The following is a 17,067-nucleotide window of genomic DNA, read 5'->3' as shown; positions in this document are numbered from 1 at the left end:
AATAAGGCCGGATATTGATCCGGCCTTATATGTTTTGAAACGACCCTTTTTAGGCCTGAGCTATAAATAATCCAGCTATGGTCAAAACCTCTTCGGTGGTTAGTGGTTCATCAAAACTCTCTGTAATACCATCAGAACCTATTGGAGTAACGGTAGTAACATCGACTCCCCCTTGGATTAAATTGTCTTCTCCGTTATAGACTGCCTGTGTTGCTGCAGGCATTCCAGTCCCTCTTTCCGCTTGAGTGATCCAGCCTTTCAGCCCTCTTAGTCTTCTGACTTCAGATGCGTGTCTCGCTTCTACTGAGTGGATTTGCAGTGCAGCTGTCAGGGCGGAATTCTCTTCTATAAGATTTCCTGCCTGACCTTTATAGGCTCGTACACCAGTGTCTTCAAATGCCTGAGCTAAGATTAGAAATTGTTCATAATCGGTAAATGGTGAGAAATTTCCTCCAGCCGTAAAATCGAATGTTGGTTTTTCCACTGGAGTTCCACCATAACTTGCAATTGCTGCCTTCAGAAAAGCAACATGATCTACTTCATGCTTTTCGATGGTTTCGAAAATAGCCATGTCTTTGCCAGCTGGAATCAGTCCCGGAGAATTGATACCAGTAGTGTAGTATTCTCCTTCCAGGTATTCTAGCGTGAGTGCAAAGTTGAGCACATTGATTACCGTAGGAATATGCGCTGCAGATGCGTTCTGTGTGCTTCCAGCGACCATTCCTGCAGGAATTGCTGCAAATGCCACGCTTTTTCCAAAGCTTGCCAGTTTCCTGAATGCTTCACGTCTTGAGGTAAATGCATCAAGCTCTTCTGTCTTGATGTCATATTTTTTAAGTACTTCTAATATTTTCATGTTGTGATTCTTTAAGGTTAGGAAGTAGGAAGTTGATTCGCAATGATTTTATTCATGATGAATGGTGCGGCAGCTTCCAAAACAGTAGTAGGTGAAAAGGCTCTATCCAATCCATTTGCATCAATTATATCATCTCCCGCAAAAGAGGTGAAATCATTGTCATAAATACTTCTGATGGCTGCGGCATGGCGAGCTTCTACAGAGACGATTTTACCTGCAATTAGTAGGTAGTCAGGACTTTCTAAAAGTTGGCCAGCTCCATTGTAGGCAGCCACTCCCAAGTCTTCAAAAACTTTAGCGGTAGCTAATACACTATCTCTATCACTAAAATCTACACTGCTAAAATCAAAATTCAGGTCGACAATGGCATTTTTCCCTAAGGCAGCTTTTAGAAAATCTCTGTGTGCTACTTCATGGTTTTTGATATCTTCCATCATTACCATTTCCGACTCAGAGATTCCTGAATACATCGTAGCGACAACTTGCAGGTAAAATGCCGCTTCCAGTTGTTCTAAAGCGTAGGCATAATTTAGAATACCAATGTCTCCTTTTCCAAGTGGCACTGATCGCATTGCAGGTCCTTTTCCTTCAGTTCGTGCATTCGGTAGTGCTTCGAATACTTCCTGACAGCCTGATAATAAAATTCCAGTGGTAGCAATAGCTGCTCCACTGAACTTGAGAAATTTTCTGCGGTCGCCTTTGTTTTGGCTCAAAGCAGCATTTGACTCATCTAGTAAAGTTTGTTTTGACATGATGATTGTTTTTAAATGGTTAAAATTATTCGAACAATCAGAGTACCTCAACCCATTATTAGATGGGTAATTTTAAATTCAAAAAAGAATAAAATATATACTAAACTACTCTGATTCCTATCTATAAAAGATTAAAAAATAATACCATTTAAAGCCTTTAAGCTCTCTTCTTAAAATTTGCTAGATCTTTTAAAAGGGCTTTTAAAGCGTTTAAACTCTTCTTTTTTATATACGAAGTGAGTTATGAGATTGGATTGAGGGATTTAAAATAAAAATTGCCCGAAGGCTTTGAGGAAAAAAGTTTGGATATGTAAAAGGGGAATTAGCAAGAGAAATATTCTATTATACACCCTTTTGCAGTAGGTTTTCGCAGAACATGTATGGTCGGGCTAAAAAGTTGCGGAATTACTTAAAAAGAAATAAGGCTTTTTATGTCGATTACTATAACTTCAACTTGCAACTATAACTTTTGACCTATTAAATAAACCAAAATGAAAGAGAATACTAGATTAGTCCAGCTTATCCATCCAGTAAAGGGGAGAAAAGTAGCAGTAGTAGCAGAACCTTTCCTGGTTTTGCTGAATGAATTCACTTCTATTTACCAGTTAGCTTTAAAATCACTGGACTCTGAGGTCTCGATTCATATGCTTTTACAGCAACAACTTTCAACTGAAAAGCTGGATTACGATAAAGTTTATTTTGGAACAAGCGAATGGAGGTTGTTGCCGTCTTTCGATAATCCAGATGTAGTTTCAAATTGCATGGTATCTGGCACAGGCTTGACACATCACAGCAGCGCGATGAATCGAAATGTCATGCATCAAAGCGAAGCGGGAAACGCCTTGACAGACAGCATGAAGGTTTATCAGTGGGGAGTAGAGGGCGGAAAACCTTCGGACGGCAAAATCGGTATTCAGCCAGAATGGTTCTATAAAGGAACTGGGTCTATTCTAAAAGGACATGGTGAGGCCTTGGATGTTCCTGCTTTTGGAAATGATGGTGGAGAAGAACCGGAGATTGCTGGTATTTATATCATAGACAGAAAAGGCCAGCCGATTAGGATTGGGTTTACAACAGGTAATGAATTCTCAGATCATGTCATGGAAAAGCAGAATTACCTCTACCTGGCGCCATCCAAATTGCGTACTTGCTCCATCGGTCCTGAACTCGTTCTTACTGATGAGTTTTCGGATTTGAGTGGAAAGGTAAGTGTGTCCCGTGGAGAAGAAGTGCTATGGTCCGCCGATCTAAAAACTGGTGAAAACAACATGGCCCATAGCTTAGCTAACCTGGAATATCATCATTTTAAATATCCTGATCATCGTCAGCCATTTCAGGCACATGTTCATTTTTTTGGTACAGGAGCCTTTAGTTTCGGCGCCGGCATTAGTTTGCAAACAGGTGATCAGATGAAAGTACAATGGGAAGGAATGGGGCGCAGTCTGGTTAATTCAATAGAATTTGAGGGTAAAAATCAAGAGTTTATACGAGTAAAATCTAACCTTTAATGTTGATTTTCATTTTGCTGTTTGGGTATTATTCGTTGTTCTGAAAGCGTTTATCTCTTTAGTATTCAGATAAAACTCTTGAAAAGTACTTGACCCTAAGGTTTCTGGGTGCCAAATTCACCTAAAATTCTTGTCATTATATAATTAATATTGCAATTGGTATTAGCGAAGTATATATTGAAAAATTAGCTTTAAGCAAAATTAATTCATTATATAAAATGAAATTCCAAAATACCCTAAGCCTATTAAAAAGTCTCATTATTGTTTTAATTCTCGGGACTAATTTCAATTGTACATCTGACCAACAAAACGATCATACTACCTGGTCGCATTACGGTGGCAGTCCAGATCAATCCAAGTATTTCAACGCTTCACAGATCACCAAGGAAAATGTGAATCAGCTAGAAGTAGTCTGGAATTATCCCGTAGAGGATAATAGCTTCTACAGTTTCAGCCCGATTATCGTCGATACCATCATGTATGTGTATGGGAAAAACAACTCCCTGATTGCCTTGAATGCAGTCACGGGGAAGGAGCTCTGGATACATACGGACTTGAGAGGTTTGTCTAGAAGAGGGATAAACTACTGGGAAAGCAGGGATAAAAGCGATAGAAGGCTCGTATTTACACTGAATAACTCGCTTCAGGAAATCGATGCGCTCACAGGCCAAAGTATCACTGATTTTGGAACTGGCGGATATGTAGATTTACGAATAGGTCTGGATCGCGATCCGACAAGTATTCGTCGAATGCAATCAATGATGCCGGGTGTTATTTTTGGTGATTTGGTGATTTTAGGTTCCGCACCAGGAGAGACGTTTTTTTCTCCACCTGGTTATGTGAGGGCTTATAATGTTGTAACTGGAAAGTTAGAATGGACATTCCACACGATACCCCAGCCCGGTGAATTTGGTTATGACACTTGGCCAAAAGATGCCTATAAGTACGTAGGAGCCGTCAATGTCTGGAGTGAAATGACAGTGGACGAAAAACGGGGGATAGTATTTTTACCTATAGGCTCACCAACATATGATTTTTATGGAGCAGACCGTGAAGGCACAGGTCTTTTTGGGAACTCTCTGGTAGCATTAGATGCCAAAACCGGCAAGCGAATCTGGCATTATCAAACTGTACATCATGACCTTTGGGATTATGATTTGGCTTCAGCACCACAATTATTGACAATTAATAAGGATGGAAAAGAGATTGATGTGGTCGCAGTAGCGACTAAACATGGGTTTGTTTTTGTTTTTGATAGAGATACTGGAGAGCCGGTCTTTCCAATTGAAGAAAGACCATTTCCAGCCAGCGAAATGCCAGGTGAAAAAGCTTGGCCTACCCAACCTATACCTGCCGTAATTCCGGATTTTACCAGGCATGAAGTAACGAAGGAAACCTTAAACCCATATTTCTCCGAAGAATTGAAGCAACAGTGGTATGCTCGATTGGATACCGCAAAATCAGGATTGTATATTCCTCCGTCTGATAAATATGAAACCGTCACTATGCCAGGTGCTTTGGGAGGCGCCAGCTATGGGAATACGGGAACAAACCCTGACAAAGGAATCATGTACATCATGGCCCAAGACTATGCATCAATCTATAAACTTTCAAAAGTAGTTCCGGTGGAGCCGGTTCTTTCGGATGATGAAAAGAATAAAATAAGTACGCTTTACGCGGGGTCTTGTCAGACCTGTCACGGAGAGGAAATGAAAGGAGGAGGAGCTGGTCCCTCGTTAATAAATGTAGGTGCACGGTATTCATACGATGAATTTAAAACCCTGCTTTCGGAAGGCAGAGGAAGAATGCCAGCATTTGTCCATATTGAGGAAGCTACTGTTTTGGCAATGCACAGATATCTTGGCGGATCCCCAAACCGGTTTAGAGGAATGATGAATGCTTCAGAAGCTCCTGAAATTACTGGGCCGATAGTAGCTTCTGGAGGCGTGAACATCCCAGAAGACACAACTCGTGCTGCCCCTTTAGAGGATTATCCAGAGGATGTAATTCACCCAGAGGATAGATATACTACTGCTTACGGTACAGAGTGGCAAGCGCTAACCGCTCCTCCTTGGGCATCTATATTTGCGTATGATCTTAACAATGGAACCATCAAATGGCGACAGCCAATAGGGCTGGATTCTGCTTTTACCAATGGAGATAAAACCACAGGTGCTCCAAGCGGAACGATAAGAAAAGGAATGGTGATAACTTCAACAGATCTGGTTTTTGCCACTGGCAAAGGAGGGATTGTCTATGCATTCGATGCTGATAACGGAAAAATCCTCTGGGAAACTACCTTGGACAACGAATCGACCGGACAGCCTGGAATGTACGTGGTAAATGGAAAGCAATATTTAGTGATCAATGCTTCCAACAGGTTTGACCCTACGAGCTACGATTTCTCCAAAAGGCCTGGGGCTTTGCCAAAAGGATACGTGGTTTATTCTCTACCAGAGTAATAACCTGAACTGATAAAGGAGCAGCTTAATCCTATTACTTCTATTCAATCTCTTAAACCTAGAATAAAATGAAAAGTATTTTAACCTTAGCCATTTCTCTTGCCACGATGGCATCTTGGGCTCAGCAATCTGAATCCAAAGAACGAATAATCCATAATGACCCAGCAAAGTACCGGGAACTATCCGCTGTACATGCAGGGGCTGGTAAAATGGGCTTTACTCAATTGGTTGGGCGAAATGACCTATCTACTAATTTTCTCTACCTGCATTCTGGAGTGATTCAGCCAAAGTCGGGCATCGGTCACCATTTTCATCATTCGATCGAGGAGATGTATATTCTACTCGATGGTGAAGCTGAGTTTACTGTCAATGGACGTACTTCTACACTCAAGGGACCTGTGGCAGTACCCTGCAAGCTGGGAGATGCTCATGCCATTTATAATTCTAGTGATAAACCTTTAAAATGGTTGAATTATGCTGTTTCGGAAAGAAAAGCTCAGGGTGATGCTTTTGATCTGGGTGATACCCGGGAAGGAGCAGAAATAGATAAGGTTCCTGTTTTTGTTTCGTATGAATTCACAAAAGATAAACTTCGGGCTGATAATCACCCCTATTTGGGAAATGGTGTGCTTGCCCGCAGAGCTTTTGGTCCAGAAGTATTCAGAACAAGCTGGAATAGTGTAGATCATTTGGTGATTCCAGCGGGGAAATCTGTTGGTCCTCGGCAATTGGAAGGCATCGAGGAGGTTTATTATGTTTTGAAAGGTGAGGGCAAGTTATCCATTGATGGTGTGACGAATGAGATTGCAGCTGATGATGCGTTCACAGGATTGTTGGGAGAAAGTATTTCGTTGGAAAATACGGGTGCTGATGATCTTGAATTGTTGGTCATTGGCGTGTCAGTTTCTGCAGATAAAAGTGCCAATTACTCTGGTGGATCGCCTGAGCCGATAGCTATGGCTTTGCAAATGGATTTTGTGGTTTCGCTAGAAAATGCAGCCGCTTTTGAGAAAATGTATCACTCTATATATGTCCCGGCCATGCTCGTTCAGGATGGATACCTGAGCTCCAAATTACTTCGCCTTTTTCCAGAGGAGCAAGCAAAAGGTATAGAAGCAGAGCCTACGGCCTTCAATTATCAAATCCAGATTTCCTTTGATACAGAAGAAAACAGAATGAAATGGGTGGCTAGTCCACAGCACCAGATTGCCTGGCCGGCTGCTTCTCAACTAGCAGAGTCATATAAATGGCGTGGCTATGATGTGATGGGAGAGGATGATCAGCGGTAAGGTTTCAGTCGATTTGGTCTGAGCCAAATCAATATCTAAATTCCTCAATAGTATAGAAATAGAAAAACCTCCAAGAAATGGATCTCTTGGAGGTTTTTTAGGCTTAATGAGGCGGAGTTTATCTCATCTTCATTTTGAGTAAATACTGTTCGGCTGTTATATAAAGTGTTTTTCCATCCGGGGATAAAGTACAATTTGCAGCGGAAGCTCCTTCTAATTTAATCTTCCCTAATAAGTCACCTGATTGATTGAATATCCAGATTCCTCCTGGGCCGGAGGCAAATACATTCCCCTTTTTGTCAATTTTGAATCCGTCACATAAGCCCGGCTCTGAAGCATCGCTGGCATCATGAAAAACTTTCCCGCTAGTTACTGAGCCGTCTTTTGCCAAGTCATATGCATACCATTTCTTTTTGACAGGATCAGAGTTTGACACCAATAGGGTTTTTTGATTTGGGAAAATAGCTATTCCATTTGGCTGATCGATGGAGTCAAGAAGTAAGGTGACGTCTCCGGTAGGGCTCATTTTGTAAACTCCCTGATAGTCAATTTCCTTTTCTGCATCACTTGCCAGACCATAAGATGGATCAGTAAAATATAGATCCCCAGCTTTGGATAAAATCAAATCATTGGGACTATTTAGTTTTTTACCGTCAAAAGAATCCACTACGGTACTGTAAGACTCATTAGGCTTTGAGAGGGGAGCGTCCATCTCTGCGATCCGCCTGTCCCCATGCTGGCAAATCCAAAGCTTGCCATCCGGGGAAAGTAGCAATCCATTTGGTCCCATAAAACCCCCTCTTTCCTTAGCTCCGGTATAACCACCTGGTTTTAAGTAAACTTCTTTCCCTTTTTCCTCAGTCCATTTGTAAATCGTGTTGGCTGGAACGTCTGAAAAGAGAAGCATTTTTTCCTTTTCTATCCAAAGAGGACCCTCGGTAAATTGAAATCCTTCGGCGATCACTTCTACAGTTGCATTCTTTTGAATAATTCGGGAAAGATCCTCAGACAGGAATTCTATAGTCGCTGTAGGCGTAATATTTTGCGCATTGGCCGAATAGAGGATGGCAAAGGCGAATAAGGTTAGAATAGGTTTTTTCATGGGTATAGGTTTATTGTATTTAGGTTTTCTTTGAGAATCTTAGTCTCTTAATTTTTCATTTTCACTTGATATTTAATAAGAATAGGATCTTCGAAATCTCCAAGTTCTCCAATCGACTTTTCTAGCTGTTCAGCATATTTGCCCAGCGTCCCATTTTCCAAAGCGTAAATCCAATCATCCGTTCGAAGAACGTCATAGAAATAGCCATCTTTTGCATCTCCTTTGCCATTCGACCAGCCGGCTAATGATTTGAATGCGGTGACTTGATTTGTCTCATGGTTTAGAAAAACTTCATGCACAGGAAATGTTCTCATGTTAGTGATGTCCATGTCAGGATTCTTTGCGAGCGCAAAAGTTTTTATTCTAGAGATAGAATCAGTCTGCCATATTTTACCCATGTTGATTACAAAAGGCTGATTGGTGACAGTTGCTTCTAGCTGTGCCCCGTCCATTTTCAAATCATCTGCGGATGGTTTTCTCTCCCCGAAATCCAAGCTGGCATAGGGTGTCACTTGGTCATTTTTATATTGATATATGGTGTCTGAAAATGCATAGTTCAGTAAATAACTCTGTCCCAATTTTGCGAATTCCCCCTCGCTGATTTCTGCAGTCAATGGAGTTGCTCCAATTGGCAATTCGACTGTTTTACCGTCGGAGCTGTCCATTATTTTGTAAAGTTTATACTCCCCATTTTCATCCAATTCCCCAGTATGCATCGGTGCGGTTAGCCACTTGGTTTTTGAAATCTTGGTGAAATACGGAAGGAACATTGCCTCTTTATCCAAATTAACTGTCCCAATAAACTCAAAATCAGGAAAGTGGTATTGTTTGATAAGGCCCGCACCGACTGTAATGCTAAGTGTGTCTTGATTTAAATCTATTCCTTGCATGATTTGATATTCCTCGGGACCATTTCCGCTTCTTTCGAAGCTTTTTAGATAATTTCCGTTATGGTCAAAAAGGTGGATTTTTGATTCAGGATTGCAAAGAGTCGTATAGACCAAAAACTTTTCGGTGACTTTCAGATTCCAGACACTGCAATTCAGATTTACAGGTTCATCTGCTTTGTTTTTCAGTGGGATAAATTCAATTGAAGTGACCACCTCATCAAATGCGGAGATGTCTGACTCCGAAATTGCGAAAGTCTGAATTTCAGAACCTTCTTCAGAAGATTGGCAACTAAAAAATGAAAATATTAGAATGATGAAAAAGCTGTGGGATAGATTTTTCATGAAATTGCAAGTTTGTTTTATGTGTCGTTTAGTCTTTGAGGGCTAACACCTTCCTTGCTACATACTCGGCACATCTGGCTGCCAATCTGGAAGTTGCTTGATCATGATCAAATGCTGGATTTAACTCCGCAACATCCATTGAAATGAGTTTTTTTGATGAAGCGAGTAATTCGAAAACCTTGAAGGCAAACTCAGGCCGGAAACCCATAGGAGAAGGAGCCGATACTCCTGGAGCAAAAGCTGAGGAAAAACCATCCATGTCCACACTGAGATAGATTTTGTCTACTGAGTCAAGGAACCAGAGGATTTTTTCCTGGATTACTTCCCAGTTATTCATCCTGAAATCTTCCATTACCATCCATTTTGCTCCAACACTTTCCGCGGTACTAAAGAGCGATTTTGGATTTACAGAGCGCTGTACTCCCAAACATAAATATTGGAAAGAATCAGGGTTTTCTTCAGCTAATTGAAAAAATGGAGAGCCAGAATGTCCTTTGCCATCTAGGGTAGGACGAAGGTCAAAGTGAGCATCCATGTTGATTATACCCAATTTTTGATTTTTGGAAGCAAGGTGCCTGTAAATCCCTCTTCCGTGAGCTAAAGCCAGATCATGTCCACCGCCCAAAAGGATAGGAAAATGCTTTGTTTCCAAGAGATTGAAAACAGTCTCTGAAATCAATTTATGGCTGGACTCCATATCATCGTCCTCTGTGTAAATATCACCATAGTCGAAAATTCTACTTTTTTCAGGTAGGTGAAAGGCCAAGGTGCCTAGATTCTTACGTATGGCATTTGGACCTTCTGCAGTTCCCAATCGTCCTTGATTTCTTTTCACCCCTTCTTCACCTGCATATCCTAATATGCCGACTTTAGGGGTGTCTTGCTTATCGTCTAGATTCAGGTCTTTGACAGAGATAGTTGCCTGATGCCAGTATTCAATTTCTTCGGATTTTCTTCCAGACCAAAGTGAAGGATTAGGGTTTTGATGCAGCATATTGATGATGGTATTATTTTATAGTAACTTAAAAAACGCGATTTGATACTTAAGATACCAGAAATTATGTATTTGGTTTTTAGGTAGTATTCAAATTTTCAGTTAGATCGTATCAGAGGTTATGAAAGAATATAGAATTCCCCAAAAAGAAAAGATTGATTTGGATGCTTTCAATGAGCCTGAAGGAGCAGTATATACTTATGCAGATTATTTGAAATGGGATTTTGAGGAAATCGTTGAGCTGATCAAAGGGAAAATTTTTGCCAAAGCTGCCGCTCCGAATCGTAGGCATCAGGAAGTCTCAGGGAATATATTTAATGAAATATTCAATTTTCTGAAAGGTCATTCCTGCAAAGTATACTCGGCTCCTTTCGATGTAAGGTTTTCTAAAAATCCAGAGTATTCGAAAACAGATTCGGTAGTACAGCCCGATATTTCTGTGATTTGTGATCTTAGCAAATTGGACGACAAAGGCTGCTGGGGAGCTCCGGATTTAATTGTAGAAATTCTTTCTCCGGGAAATAGCCGGGTGGAAGTTCAGAATAAATATGACTTGTACGAGGAATATGGGGTGAGAGAATACTGGGTAGTTCATCCCACCGATTGTACCGTTTTGATTTATACATTGGTCAATGGAAGATTCGAGCCTTCTAGGCTTTTTACTTCGGGAGATCAGATCAAGTCGATTGTTCTTCCAGGTTTTTCTCTCAATCTCGAAGCTATTTTCGAAGGATAAATAATTAATGAATCACGTTAAAACCTTATCCTGCTTCTCCAGAAGTAGGATTTCAAGAATCTAGATCCAAAATCTCATCATCCACGAGATTAGGAATAGTAACTTTCAACCCCGGACTTCGATCCATTTCTCGTTGAATAGCTTCCAAAGAACCAGGATTCCTTGCCCAAGCTCTTCTCGCTATTCCATTATTCACATCGTAGAAAAGCATAGACTTCAGCTTTCGCTCCGCATCTTCTGACCCATCCAGCACCATCCCAAAACCCCCATTCATCACTTCCCCCCAGCCAACTCCACCTCCATTATGGATCGAAACCCAAGTGGCACCACGGAAGCTATCGCCAATTACGTTATGAATAGCCATGTCGGCTGTGAACTTGCTTCCATCGTAGATATTGCTCGTTTCGCGGTATGGAGAATCAGTTCCGCTGACGTCGTGATGATCTCGACCAAGAACGATTGGAGCTGAGATTTCGCCGGATTGTATCGCATCATTGAAAGCTTTCGCAATTTTTGCTCTTCCTTCGGCGTCTGCATAGAGAATACGAGCTTGGGAGCCCACTACCAATTTGTTTTTCTCAGCCTCTTCGATCCAAGTAATATTATCCTGCATTTGCTGTTGGATAGAAGCAGGAGATTCTTGCATGATTTCTTTCAAAACTTGAGCAGCTATCTGATCGGATTTTCGCAAATCCTCAGCTTTTCCAGAAGTACAAACCCAGCGGAAGGGACCAAATCCATAATCAAAACACATGGGACCTAAGATGTCTTGTACATAGGAAGGATAGCGAAAATCAATTCCATTCTCCGCCATGACCTCACCACCAGCTCTGGATGCTTCCAGCAAAAAGGCATTTCCATAATCGAAAAAGTAGGTTCCTTTCTCCACATGCTTGTTAATTGAATCAGCATGGCTTCTTAAGGTTTCCTGAACTTTAGCCTTGAACTCTGCGGGATTTTCTGCCATCAATTGATTGGATTCTTCGAAAGTAAGGCCAACAGGGTAATAGCCCCCAGCCCAAGGATTATGAAGGGAAGTCTGATCAGAGCCAAGTTCCACGAAAACATCCTCAGTATCAAATCGCTCCCATACATCAACAACATTTCCAATGTAAGCGATGGAAACCACCTCATTGTTTCGCTTGGCCAGTTGAGTGCGGAGTACCAATTCATCCAGATTCTCTAGCAATTCATCCACCCATCCCTGTTCATGTCTTTTCCTTGCTGCAGATGGATTCACTTCTGCACAAATGGTAATGCAACCAGCGATATTTCCAGCTTTTGGTTGCGCTCCACTCATACCGCCAAGACCTGCCGTCAAAAAAATCTTACCCGCTGGCTTTTCTCCAGTTTTCAGTTTTTTGCGAAAAGCATTCATCACCGTGATCGTCGTGCCATGCACAATTCCTTGCGGACCGATGTACATAAATGAACCCGCAGTCATCTGTCCGTATTGAGTCACGCCAAGCGCATTGAATTTCTCCCAATCATCGGGTTTGGAGTAATTTGGAATCATCATTCCGTTAGTGACTACTACTCGTGGGGCTTCTTTGGAAGAGGGGAAAAGTCCCATGGGATGACCTGAATAAATATGTAAAGTTTGCTCCTCAGTCATCTCCGAGAGGTATTTCATCACTAGAAGGTACTGCGCCCAATTCTGGAAAACTGCCCCATTTCCACCATATGTAATTAACTCTTCTGGATGCTGAGCGACTGCAGGATCTAGGTTGTTTTGGATCATCAGCATGATGGCTGCAGCTTGCTGGGAATTTGCGGGATAATCCTGAATCCGTCTAGCTCGCATTTCGTAATCTGGCATAAACCGGTACATGTAGATTCGACCAAACTCCTTGAGTTCGGCTAAAAATTCACTTGCTAATTCCGCATGCCATTCTTTCGGGAAATAGCGTAGCGCATTACTTAAAGCCAGTTTCTTCTCGTCCGTCGAAAGAATGTCCTTTCGCTTAGGAGCATGGCTTACCGTTGTATTTCTATCTTTTTTGGGAGGGAATTGTGAAGGAATACCTTGTGATATTTGCTCTTTAAAAGTCATGCTATTTACGATTTTTGAATTACGATTTACGAGCTTTATTTGAACCTCTGTCGTAATTCTATGATCTGAAGTTTATACTGAATGTCTTGATTCTTGGATCTAAAATCTAATGCCTAAAGTCTCAGATCTTACTTCCTCTTTTCCAGACTTGTGCTGGTTTGAGTTTACCTTGCTGATAAAGGATTTCTTGGTAATTGTCAGTTGGGAAAAGGTTGAAGTCTGCCATCATTCCCTCTTTGAGAATTCCTCGATCTTTTAATCCTATAGCTGCTGCTGCTCGCAAGGTAAGTGCTGCCAATACTTCTGCAGTACTGAGTTTTTCGAAGGTTGCTAAAATTGCGGCTTGAGTGACCAAGTCACCCATGGGAGCAGAACCAGGATTCCAATCGCTTCCAATGGCCACCGAACCACCTTGATCTAAGATTTTGCGGGCGGGAGTAAAGGCACAGCCCAAGCCAATCGAAGCTCCAGGAAGTGCTACGGGAATGGTATTTGATTTGGCTAAAATTGCTATTTCTTTTTCAGTGGAAGCTTCCAAATGGTCTGCTGATTTCGCGTTGAATTTAACAGCAACTTCAGATCCGCCACTGGTAAACTGATCGGCATGAACGGTGAGATCAAAGCCTAAATCGATTGCCTTTTGGTAATAGCTTTCTATTTCTTCCGGTGAAAAAGCACTTTTCTCAATGAAGGAATCTATTCTGTTCGTGAGGTTTTCTGACTTAAGAATGGGGAAAAGCTCCTGAGAAATCAATTCCAGATATTCCGCATTTGTTCCGGCAAAATCACGTGGTTTCATGTGAGCTGCTAAGCAAGTTGAAATCAAATCAGCTGAAGTCTCTTTGTTGGCCTCCTTGATGGCACGTAGCATTTTTACCTCCTCATCTATCGTCAGACCGTAGCCGCTTTTCACCTCAATCGTGGTCACGCCTTCATTTAAATGGCGATTAGCATTTTTAGCGGTTCTCTCAGCAAGCTCTACTTGAGTTAGTTTCCGAGTTTGAGTTACCGTGTCCCAAATGCCACCACCAGATTCAGCGATTTCCAAGTAGGTCTTTCCAGCATTTCGCATGGCAAAATCCCTAGCTCTCGTACCTCCAAAACAAATATGTGTATGGCAATCTATCCAGCCTGGAAGTGCGACAAACTCACCTTCCAGTTCGATGATTTCAATATTGTGAGCCTTAGTTTTTTTCAAAAGTTCAGTAAAACTTGCGACTTCCAGGATCTTTTCATCTTCCATCAAAATCCCAGCATCTTCTAAGATTTCCAGTTGCTCGTCTTTCAAAGCTCCTTTGACTGGGAGATTATTCAGTGTTAGAAGTTGAGTTATTGGGCCGATTAGTTTTACCATAATGAATCTAATTTAAAGAATTGAGAACTAATGTATTTGTTGTGAAATTTGGATGGTTGTGGACTGTGGTCTGTTGACTTAAAGTCTAAATATCTCACTCCACTCCGTCTCAAACGGCAATCCTTCTTGCGTTGCTATGCGATTTGCAAGCTCGATCAACTCACCACTTTGAATCATCTCGATGGCGGTTTCCATATCTTCGGTCATCACTCGGTCATTAATAACAGGAGTGATTTTGGTACGCACGTGCTCATGGATGGCTGTCATGACTTTTCCTGACTTCAGCGGAGCATGAAAATCCATCGCCTGAGCAGCATTAAATAGCTCAATTCCCAGGATTTTCTCCACATTCTCTATAACTCGTAAAGCTTTCCTTGCACCGATTGAACCCATACTCACGTGATCTTCCTGACCAAGCGAGGTAGGTATGCTGTCCGCAGAAGCAGGGAAACAAAGTCCTTTGTTTTCAGATGCCAAAGCTGCGGTGGTGTATTGTGGAATCATCAAGCCGGAATTCAAACCAGTCTCTTTCAAAAGTAATTTTGGCACCCCTGGCGTGTCACCCTCAAGGGAAAGATAGATTCTACGATCCGAAATATTTCCCAATTCCGAAGCTGCAAGACAAGCATAATCCAAAGGCAAAGCGATAGGCTGACCATGAAAACTTCCGCCCGAGATGGTGTGATCCTCGCTGAATACAACCGGATTATCCGTGACGGAATTGATTTCTGTTTCTATGGCATCCTTCAAATGTAACCAAGCATTTCTCGATGCTCCATGAACCTGCGGCATACAGCGTAAAGAATATGGATCCTGAACTCGAGCGCAATCCAAATGTGAATTGACTATTTCTGATTCATGGAGTAAGTTCAAGATAGTCTGAGCGACATGTTGGTTTCCTGCGAAAGGTCTTAGCTGATGCAATTCAGGTGAAAAAGGTTTGATAGAACCCATCAAGCCTTCGATCATCATCGCACCGGTGATATCAGCATGAACTAGCAAATTATGCAAACGGTCCACGATTTTTACGCCGTAGGCCGCCATGAACTGGGTGCCATTTATTAAGGCTAAGCCTTCTTTCGGGCCCAGGGAAAGGGCTTTTACTCCAAGCTTTTCGAAGAGTTCTGAAGTTTTGAAAATGCTACCTTCATAATGCACTTTTCCCAAACCTAATAGAGGTAGAAACAAATGGGAAAGTGGGGCTAAATCGCCGGATGCCCCAACTGATCCCTGAATAGGCACTACAGGAATTACCTCATTTTCCAACATCCAAAGCATTCGATCCAAAGTCTCAAGCTGTATTCCTGAGAATCCCTGAGCTAAAGCCTGAAGTTTCAGCACAAGCATCAATTTGGAAATTTCAATCGGGACAGGTTCCCCCAATCCGACGGCATGACTTTTCAATAGGTTTTCCTGTAAAGTCTGCGTGTCAGCAGCTGAGATTTTGCTGGTGCAAAGCGGGCCGAATCCTGTATTGATTCCATAGACGGCTTTTTCGCCTCTGGCAATATTTGAAACTGCCAAAGCAGAAGCTTCTACTTTACTGCGAGTTTCAGGGTTCAAAATCCCTTTGATCTCTTTCCGAGCGAGCTTCATTGCTGTAGCTACTGTCAGTTGGTCTAATCCGTAGTTGAAAGTTTCCATAACTATTTGGGTAAATATTCTAGGGTCTGTGTAAAGATACCAAGCATTAATGATAATTTTTGATATCAATATTGTCATTATTTGATACCTTTGAGGCATCATGGAATTAAGACATTTGAGTTATTTCAAGGCAGTTGCAGAGGAATTGAATTTCCGAAAGGCAGCAGAAAGACTATTTATCTCCCAGCCAGGATTGAGTAGACAAATCAAGCAATTGGAAGAAATGCTGGAGGTAAAACTTTTTGAGCGGGATCAAAAGCATGTGGAACTGACAGCTGCAGGAGCATTTTTCAAGGATGAAGTAGATTTTGTTTTGAACCACTTGGAGCTTACTAAAAGCCAATTGAAATTGATAGCTAAGGGAAAAGTTGGTGAGCTGAGAATTGGGTTCTTGGGATCAGCGTCCAATCAGGTTTTGCCGGATTTGCTTTCAAAATTGAATGCTCATCAACCCTTGATCAGCACAAGTTTGGAAGAGCTCAGTAACGCTGTTCAAGTGGAAATGATAGAAAAAGACAAGTTGGATCTGGGTTTTGTAAGGTTGGCGTCGGTGCCAAGTGATCTCGAGATGAAGGTGGTTTTACGTGATAGTTTTTCATTGGTAGTTCCGAAGGATCATCCAATTCAGGAACATGACTTTACCTCAGTCAGTCAGTTTAAAGATGAATCTTTTGTGCTTTTTTCCTCAGATTATAGCAATCTATATTACGAGCAGATTATCGGCATTTGTCGTGACTCGGGCTTTTCACCTAGGATCAGGCATAAGTCTGTGCATGCGCTGACGATTTTCAAATTGGTGGAAAATGGGATGGGAGTGGCAATTGTACCAACTTCTTTAAAGGAAGGATATGAACTGAATGTCCGATTTATGCAGATTCCGCATATTCCGCAATTCACGGAGCTTTCCGCAATTTGGAAGGCGGGAAATAGGAACCCGGCGCTAAGACAGGTTTTGCCATTGATTTAGGTAAATCCTTAAATTGAGCCTTTAAACCCTAATGTCGGGCGAATGTCGGGTCAAAACCGAGCCTATTTCGTCCCAAGTCACAGTTCAAAAACAGAAATTGCCATGGTAAATCAAACTA

13 protein-coding genes are annotated in these 17,067 nt (G+C 41.8%); 5 read left to right on the top strand and 8 right to left on the bottom strand.

Features of this window, described 5'->3' with window-relative positions; all coding sequences use genetic code 11:
- Positions 1-49 precede the first annotated feature (49 nt).
- Positions 50-856, bottom strand: coding sequence for a ferritin-like domain-containing protein (locus tag LV83_RS14490; protein WP_111612265.1), 807 nt, complete (start codon positions 854-856; stop codon positions 50-52).
- 17 nt (positions 857-873) lie between these two features.
- A complete protein-coding gene (locus LV83_RS14485; protein ID WP_111612264.1) occupies positions 874-1,608 on the bottom strand; it encodes a ferritin-like domain-containing protein in 735 nt (244 codons plus the stop codon).
- 491 nt (positions 1,609-2,099) lie between these two features.
- Between LV83_RS14485 and araD1 the strand changes: the two genes are divergently transcribed.
- The 3 genes from araD1 to LV83_RS14470 all read left to right on the top strand — a co-directional run bounded on the left by araD1 (position 2,100) and on the right by LV83_RS14470 (position 6,867).
- Positions 2,100-3,116: an AraD1 family protein gene (gene araD1, locus LV83_RS14480; RefSeq protein ID WP_111612263.1), complete on the top strand. Its 1,017-nt coding sequence runs from the start codon at positions 2,100-2,102 to the stop codon at positions 3,114-3,116.
- Positions 3,117-3,334: 218 nt separating this feature from the next.
- Positions 3,335-5,578, top strand: coding sequence for an outer membrane protein assembly factor BamB family protein (locus LV83_RS14475; protein ID WP_111612262.1), 2,244 nt, complete (start codon positions 3,335-3,337; stop codon positions 5,576-5,578).
- A 68-nt stretch (positions 5,579-5,646) separates the two neighbouring features.
- Complete coding sequence (locus LV83_RS14470; RefSeq protein WP_111612261.1) at positions 5,647-6,867, top strand: cupin domain-containing protein; 1,221 nt, start codon at positions 5,647-5,649, stop codon at positions 6,865-6,867.
- A 118-nt stretch (positions 6,868-6,985) separates the two neighbouring features.
- Here LV83_RS14470 and LV83_RS14465 read toward each other — a convergent pair whose 3' ends face one another.
- Genes LV83_RS14465 through hutG form a run of 3 tightly spaced genes read right to left on the bottom strand, consistent with a single transcriptional unit; the run spans position 6,986 to position 10,195 of the window.
- A complete protein-coding gene (locus LV83_RS14465) occupies positions 6,986-7,969 on the bottom strand; it encodes an SMP-30/gluconolactonase/LRE family protein (RefSeq protein ID WP_111612260.1) in 984 nt (327 codons plus the stop codon).
- 47 nt (positions 7,970-8,016) lie between these two features.
- Entirely contained in the window at positions 8,017-9,201 is a 1,185-nt protein-coding gene (locus LV83_RS14460) for a 6-bladed beta-propeller (protein WP_111612259.1), read from the bottom strand.
- 28 nt (positions 9,202-9,229) lie between these two features.
- The gene (hutG, locus tag LV83_RS14455) at positions 9,230-10,195 is read right to left on the bottom strand and encodes a formimidoylglutamase (protein WP_111612258.1); all 966 of its coding nucleotides are present in this window, start codon (positions 10,193-10,195) and stop codon (positions 9,230-9,232) included.
- Positions 10,196-10,316: 121 nt separating this feature from the next.
- Here hutG and LV83_RS14450 point away from each other — a divergent pair, with 121 nt between their 5' ends.
- A complete protein-coding gene (locus LV83_RS14450; RefSeq protein WP_111612257.1) occupies positions 10,317-10,931 on the top strand; it encodes a Uma2 family endonuclease in 615 nt (204 codons plus the stop codon).
- A gap of 52 nt (positions 10,932-10,983) precedes the next feature.
- On the opposite strand, the gene LV83_RS14445 is transcribed toward LV83_RS14450, so the two are convergent.
- The 3 genes from LV83_RS14445 to hutH form a co-directional block, all read right to left on the bottom strand.
- A complete protein-coding gene (locus tag LV83_RS14445) occupies positions 10,984-12,984 on the bottom strand; it encodes a urocanate hydratase (RefSeq protein ID WP_211320486.1) in 2,001 nt (666 codons plus the stop codon).
- 121 nt (positions 12,985-13,105) lie between these two features.
- On the bottom strand, positions 13,106-14,338 hold the full coding sequence (gene hutI / locus LV83_RS14440; RefSeq protein ID WP_111612255.1) for an imidazolonepropionase: 1,233 nt from the start codon (positions 14,336-14,338) through the stop codon (positions 13,106-13,108).
- 78 nt (positions 14,339-14,416) lie between these two features.
- Positions 14,417-15,982: a histidine ammonia-lyase gene (hutH, locus tag LV83_RS14435; RefSeq protein WP_111612254.1), complete on the bottom strand. Its 1,566-nt coding sequence runs from the start codon at positions 15,980-15,982 to the stop codon at positions 14,417-14,419.
- A 100-nt stretch (positions 15,983-16,082) separates the two neighbouring features.
- Here hutH and LV83_RS14430 point away from each other — a divergent pair, with 100 nt between their 5' ends.
- Positions 16,083-16,949 carry a LysR family transcriptional regulator gene (locus LV83_RS14430; RefSeq protein WP_111612253.1) on the top strand — a complete coding sequence of 289 codons (867 nt, stop codon included), beginning with the start codon at positions 16,083-16,085 and terminating at the stop codon, positions 16,947-16,949.
- The last annotated feature ends 118 nt before the right edge of the window (positions 16,950-17,067 follow it).

Origin of the sequence: Algoriphagus yeomjeoni (assembly GCF_003259505.1) — a bacterium.
In the GTDB taxonomy this organism is placed as follows: Bacteria; Bacteroidota; Bacteroidia; order Cytophagales; family Cyclobacteriaceae; genus Algoriphagus; species Algoriphagus yeomjeoni.
This window is presented reverse-complemented; position numbering and strand designations above follow the sequence as displayed.

What these genes read in the sequence shown, in the direction of transcription:
- LV83_RS14490 (WP_111612265.1), bottom strand. Translation starts at nt 856, where the DNA reads ATGAAAATATTAGAAGTACTTAAAAAATATGACATCAAGACAGAAGAG.
- LV83_RS14485 (WP_111612264.1), bottom strand. Translation starts at nt 1,608, where the DNA reads ATGTCAAAACAAACTTTACTAGATGAGTCAAATGCTGCTTTGAGCCAA.
- araD1 (WP_111612263.1), top strand. Translation starts at nt 2,100, where the DNA reads ATGAAAGAGAATACTAGATTAGTCCAGCTTATCCATCCAGTAAAGGGG.
- LV83_RS14475 (WP_111612262.1), top strand. Translation starts at nt 3,335, where the DNA reads ATGAAATTCCAAAATACCCTAAGCCTATTAAAAAGTCTCATTATTGTT.
- LV83_RS14470 (WP_111612261.1), top strand. Translation starts at nt 5,647, where the DNA reads ATGAAAAGTATTTTAACCTTAGCCATTTCTCTTGCCACGATGGCATCT.
- LV83_RS14465 (WP_111612260.1), bottom strand. Translation starts at nt 7,969, where the DNA reads ATGAAAAAACCTATTCTAACCTTATTCGCCTTTGCCATCCTCTATTCG.
- LV83_RS14460 (WP_111612259.1), bottom strand. Translation starts at nt 9,201, where the DNA reads ATGAAAAATCTATCCCACAGCTTTTTCATCATTCTAATATTTTCATTT.
- hutG (WP_111612258.1), bottom strand. Translation starts at nt 10,195, where the DNA reads ATGCTGCATCAAAACCCTAATCCTTCACTTTGGTCTGGAAGAAAATCC.
- LV83_RS14450 (WP_111612257.1), top strand. Translation starts at nt 10,317, where the DNA reads ATGAAAGAATATAGAATTCCCCAAAAAGAAAAGATTGATTTGGATGCT.
- LV83_RS14445 (WP_211320486.1), bottom strand. Translation starts at nt 12,984, where the DNA reads ATGACTTTTAAAGAGCAAATATCACAAGGTATTCCTTCACAATTCCCT.
- hutI (WP_111612255.1), bottom strand. Translation starts at nt 14,338, where the DNA reads ATGGTAAAACTAATCGGCCCAATAACTCAACTTCTAACACTGAATAAT.
- hutH (WP_111612254.1), bottom strand. Translation starts at nt 15,982, where the DNA reads ATGGAAACTTTCAACTACGGATTAGACCAACTGACAGTAGCTACAGCA.
- LV83_RS14430 (WP_111612253.1), top strand. Translation starts at nt 16,083, where the DNA reads ATGGAATTAAGACATTTGAGTTATTTCAAGGCAGTTGCAGAGGAATTG.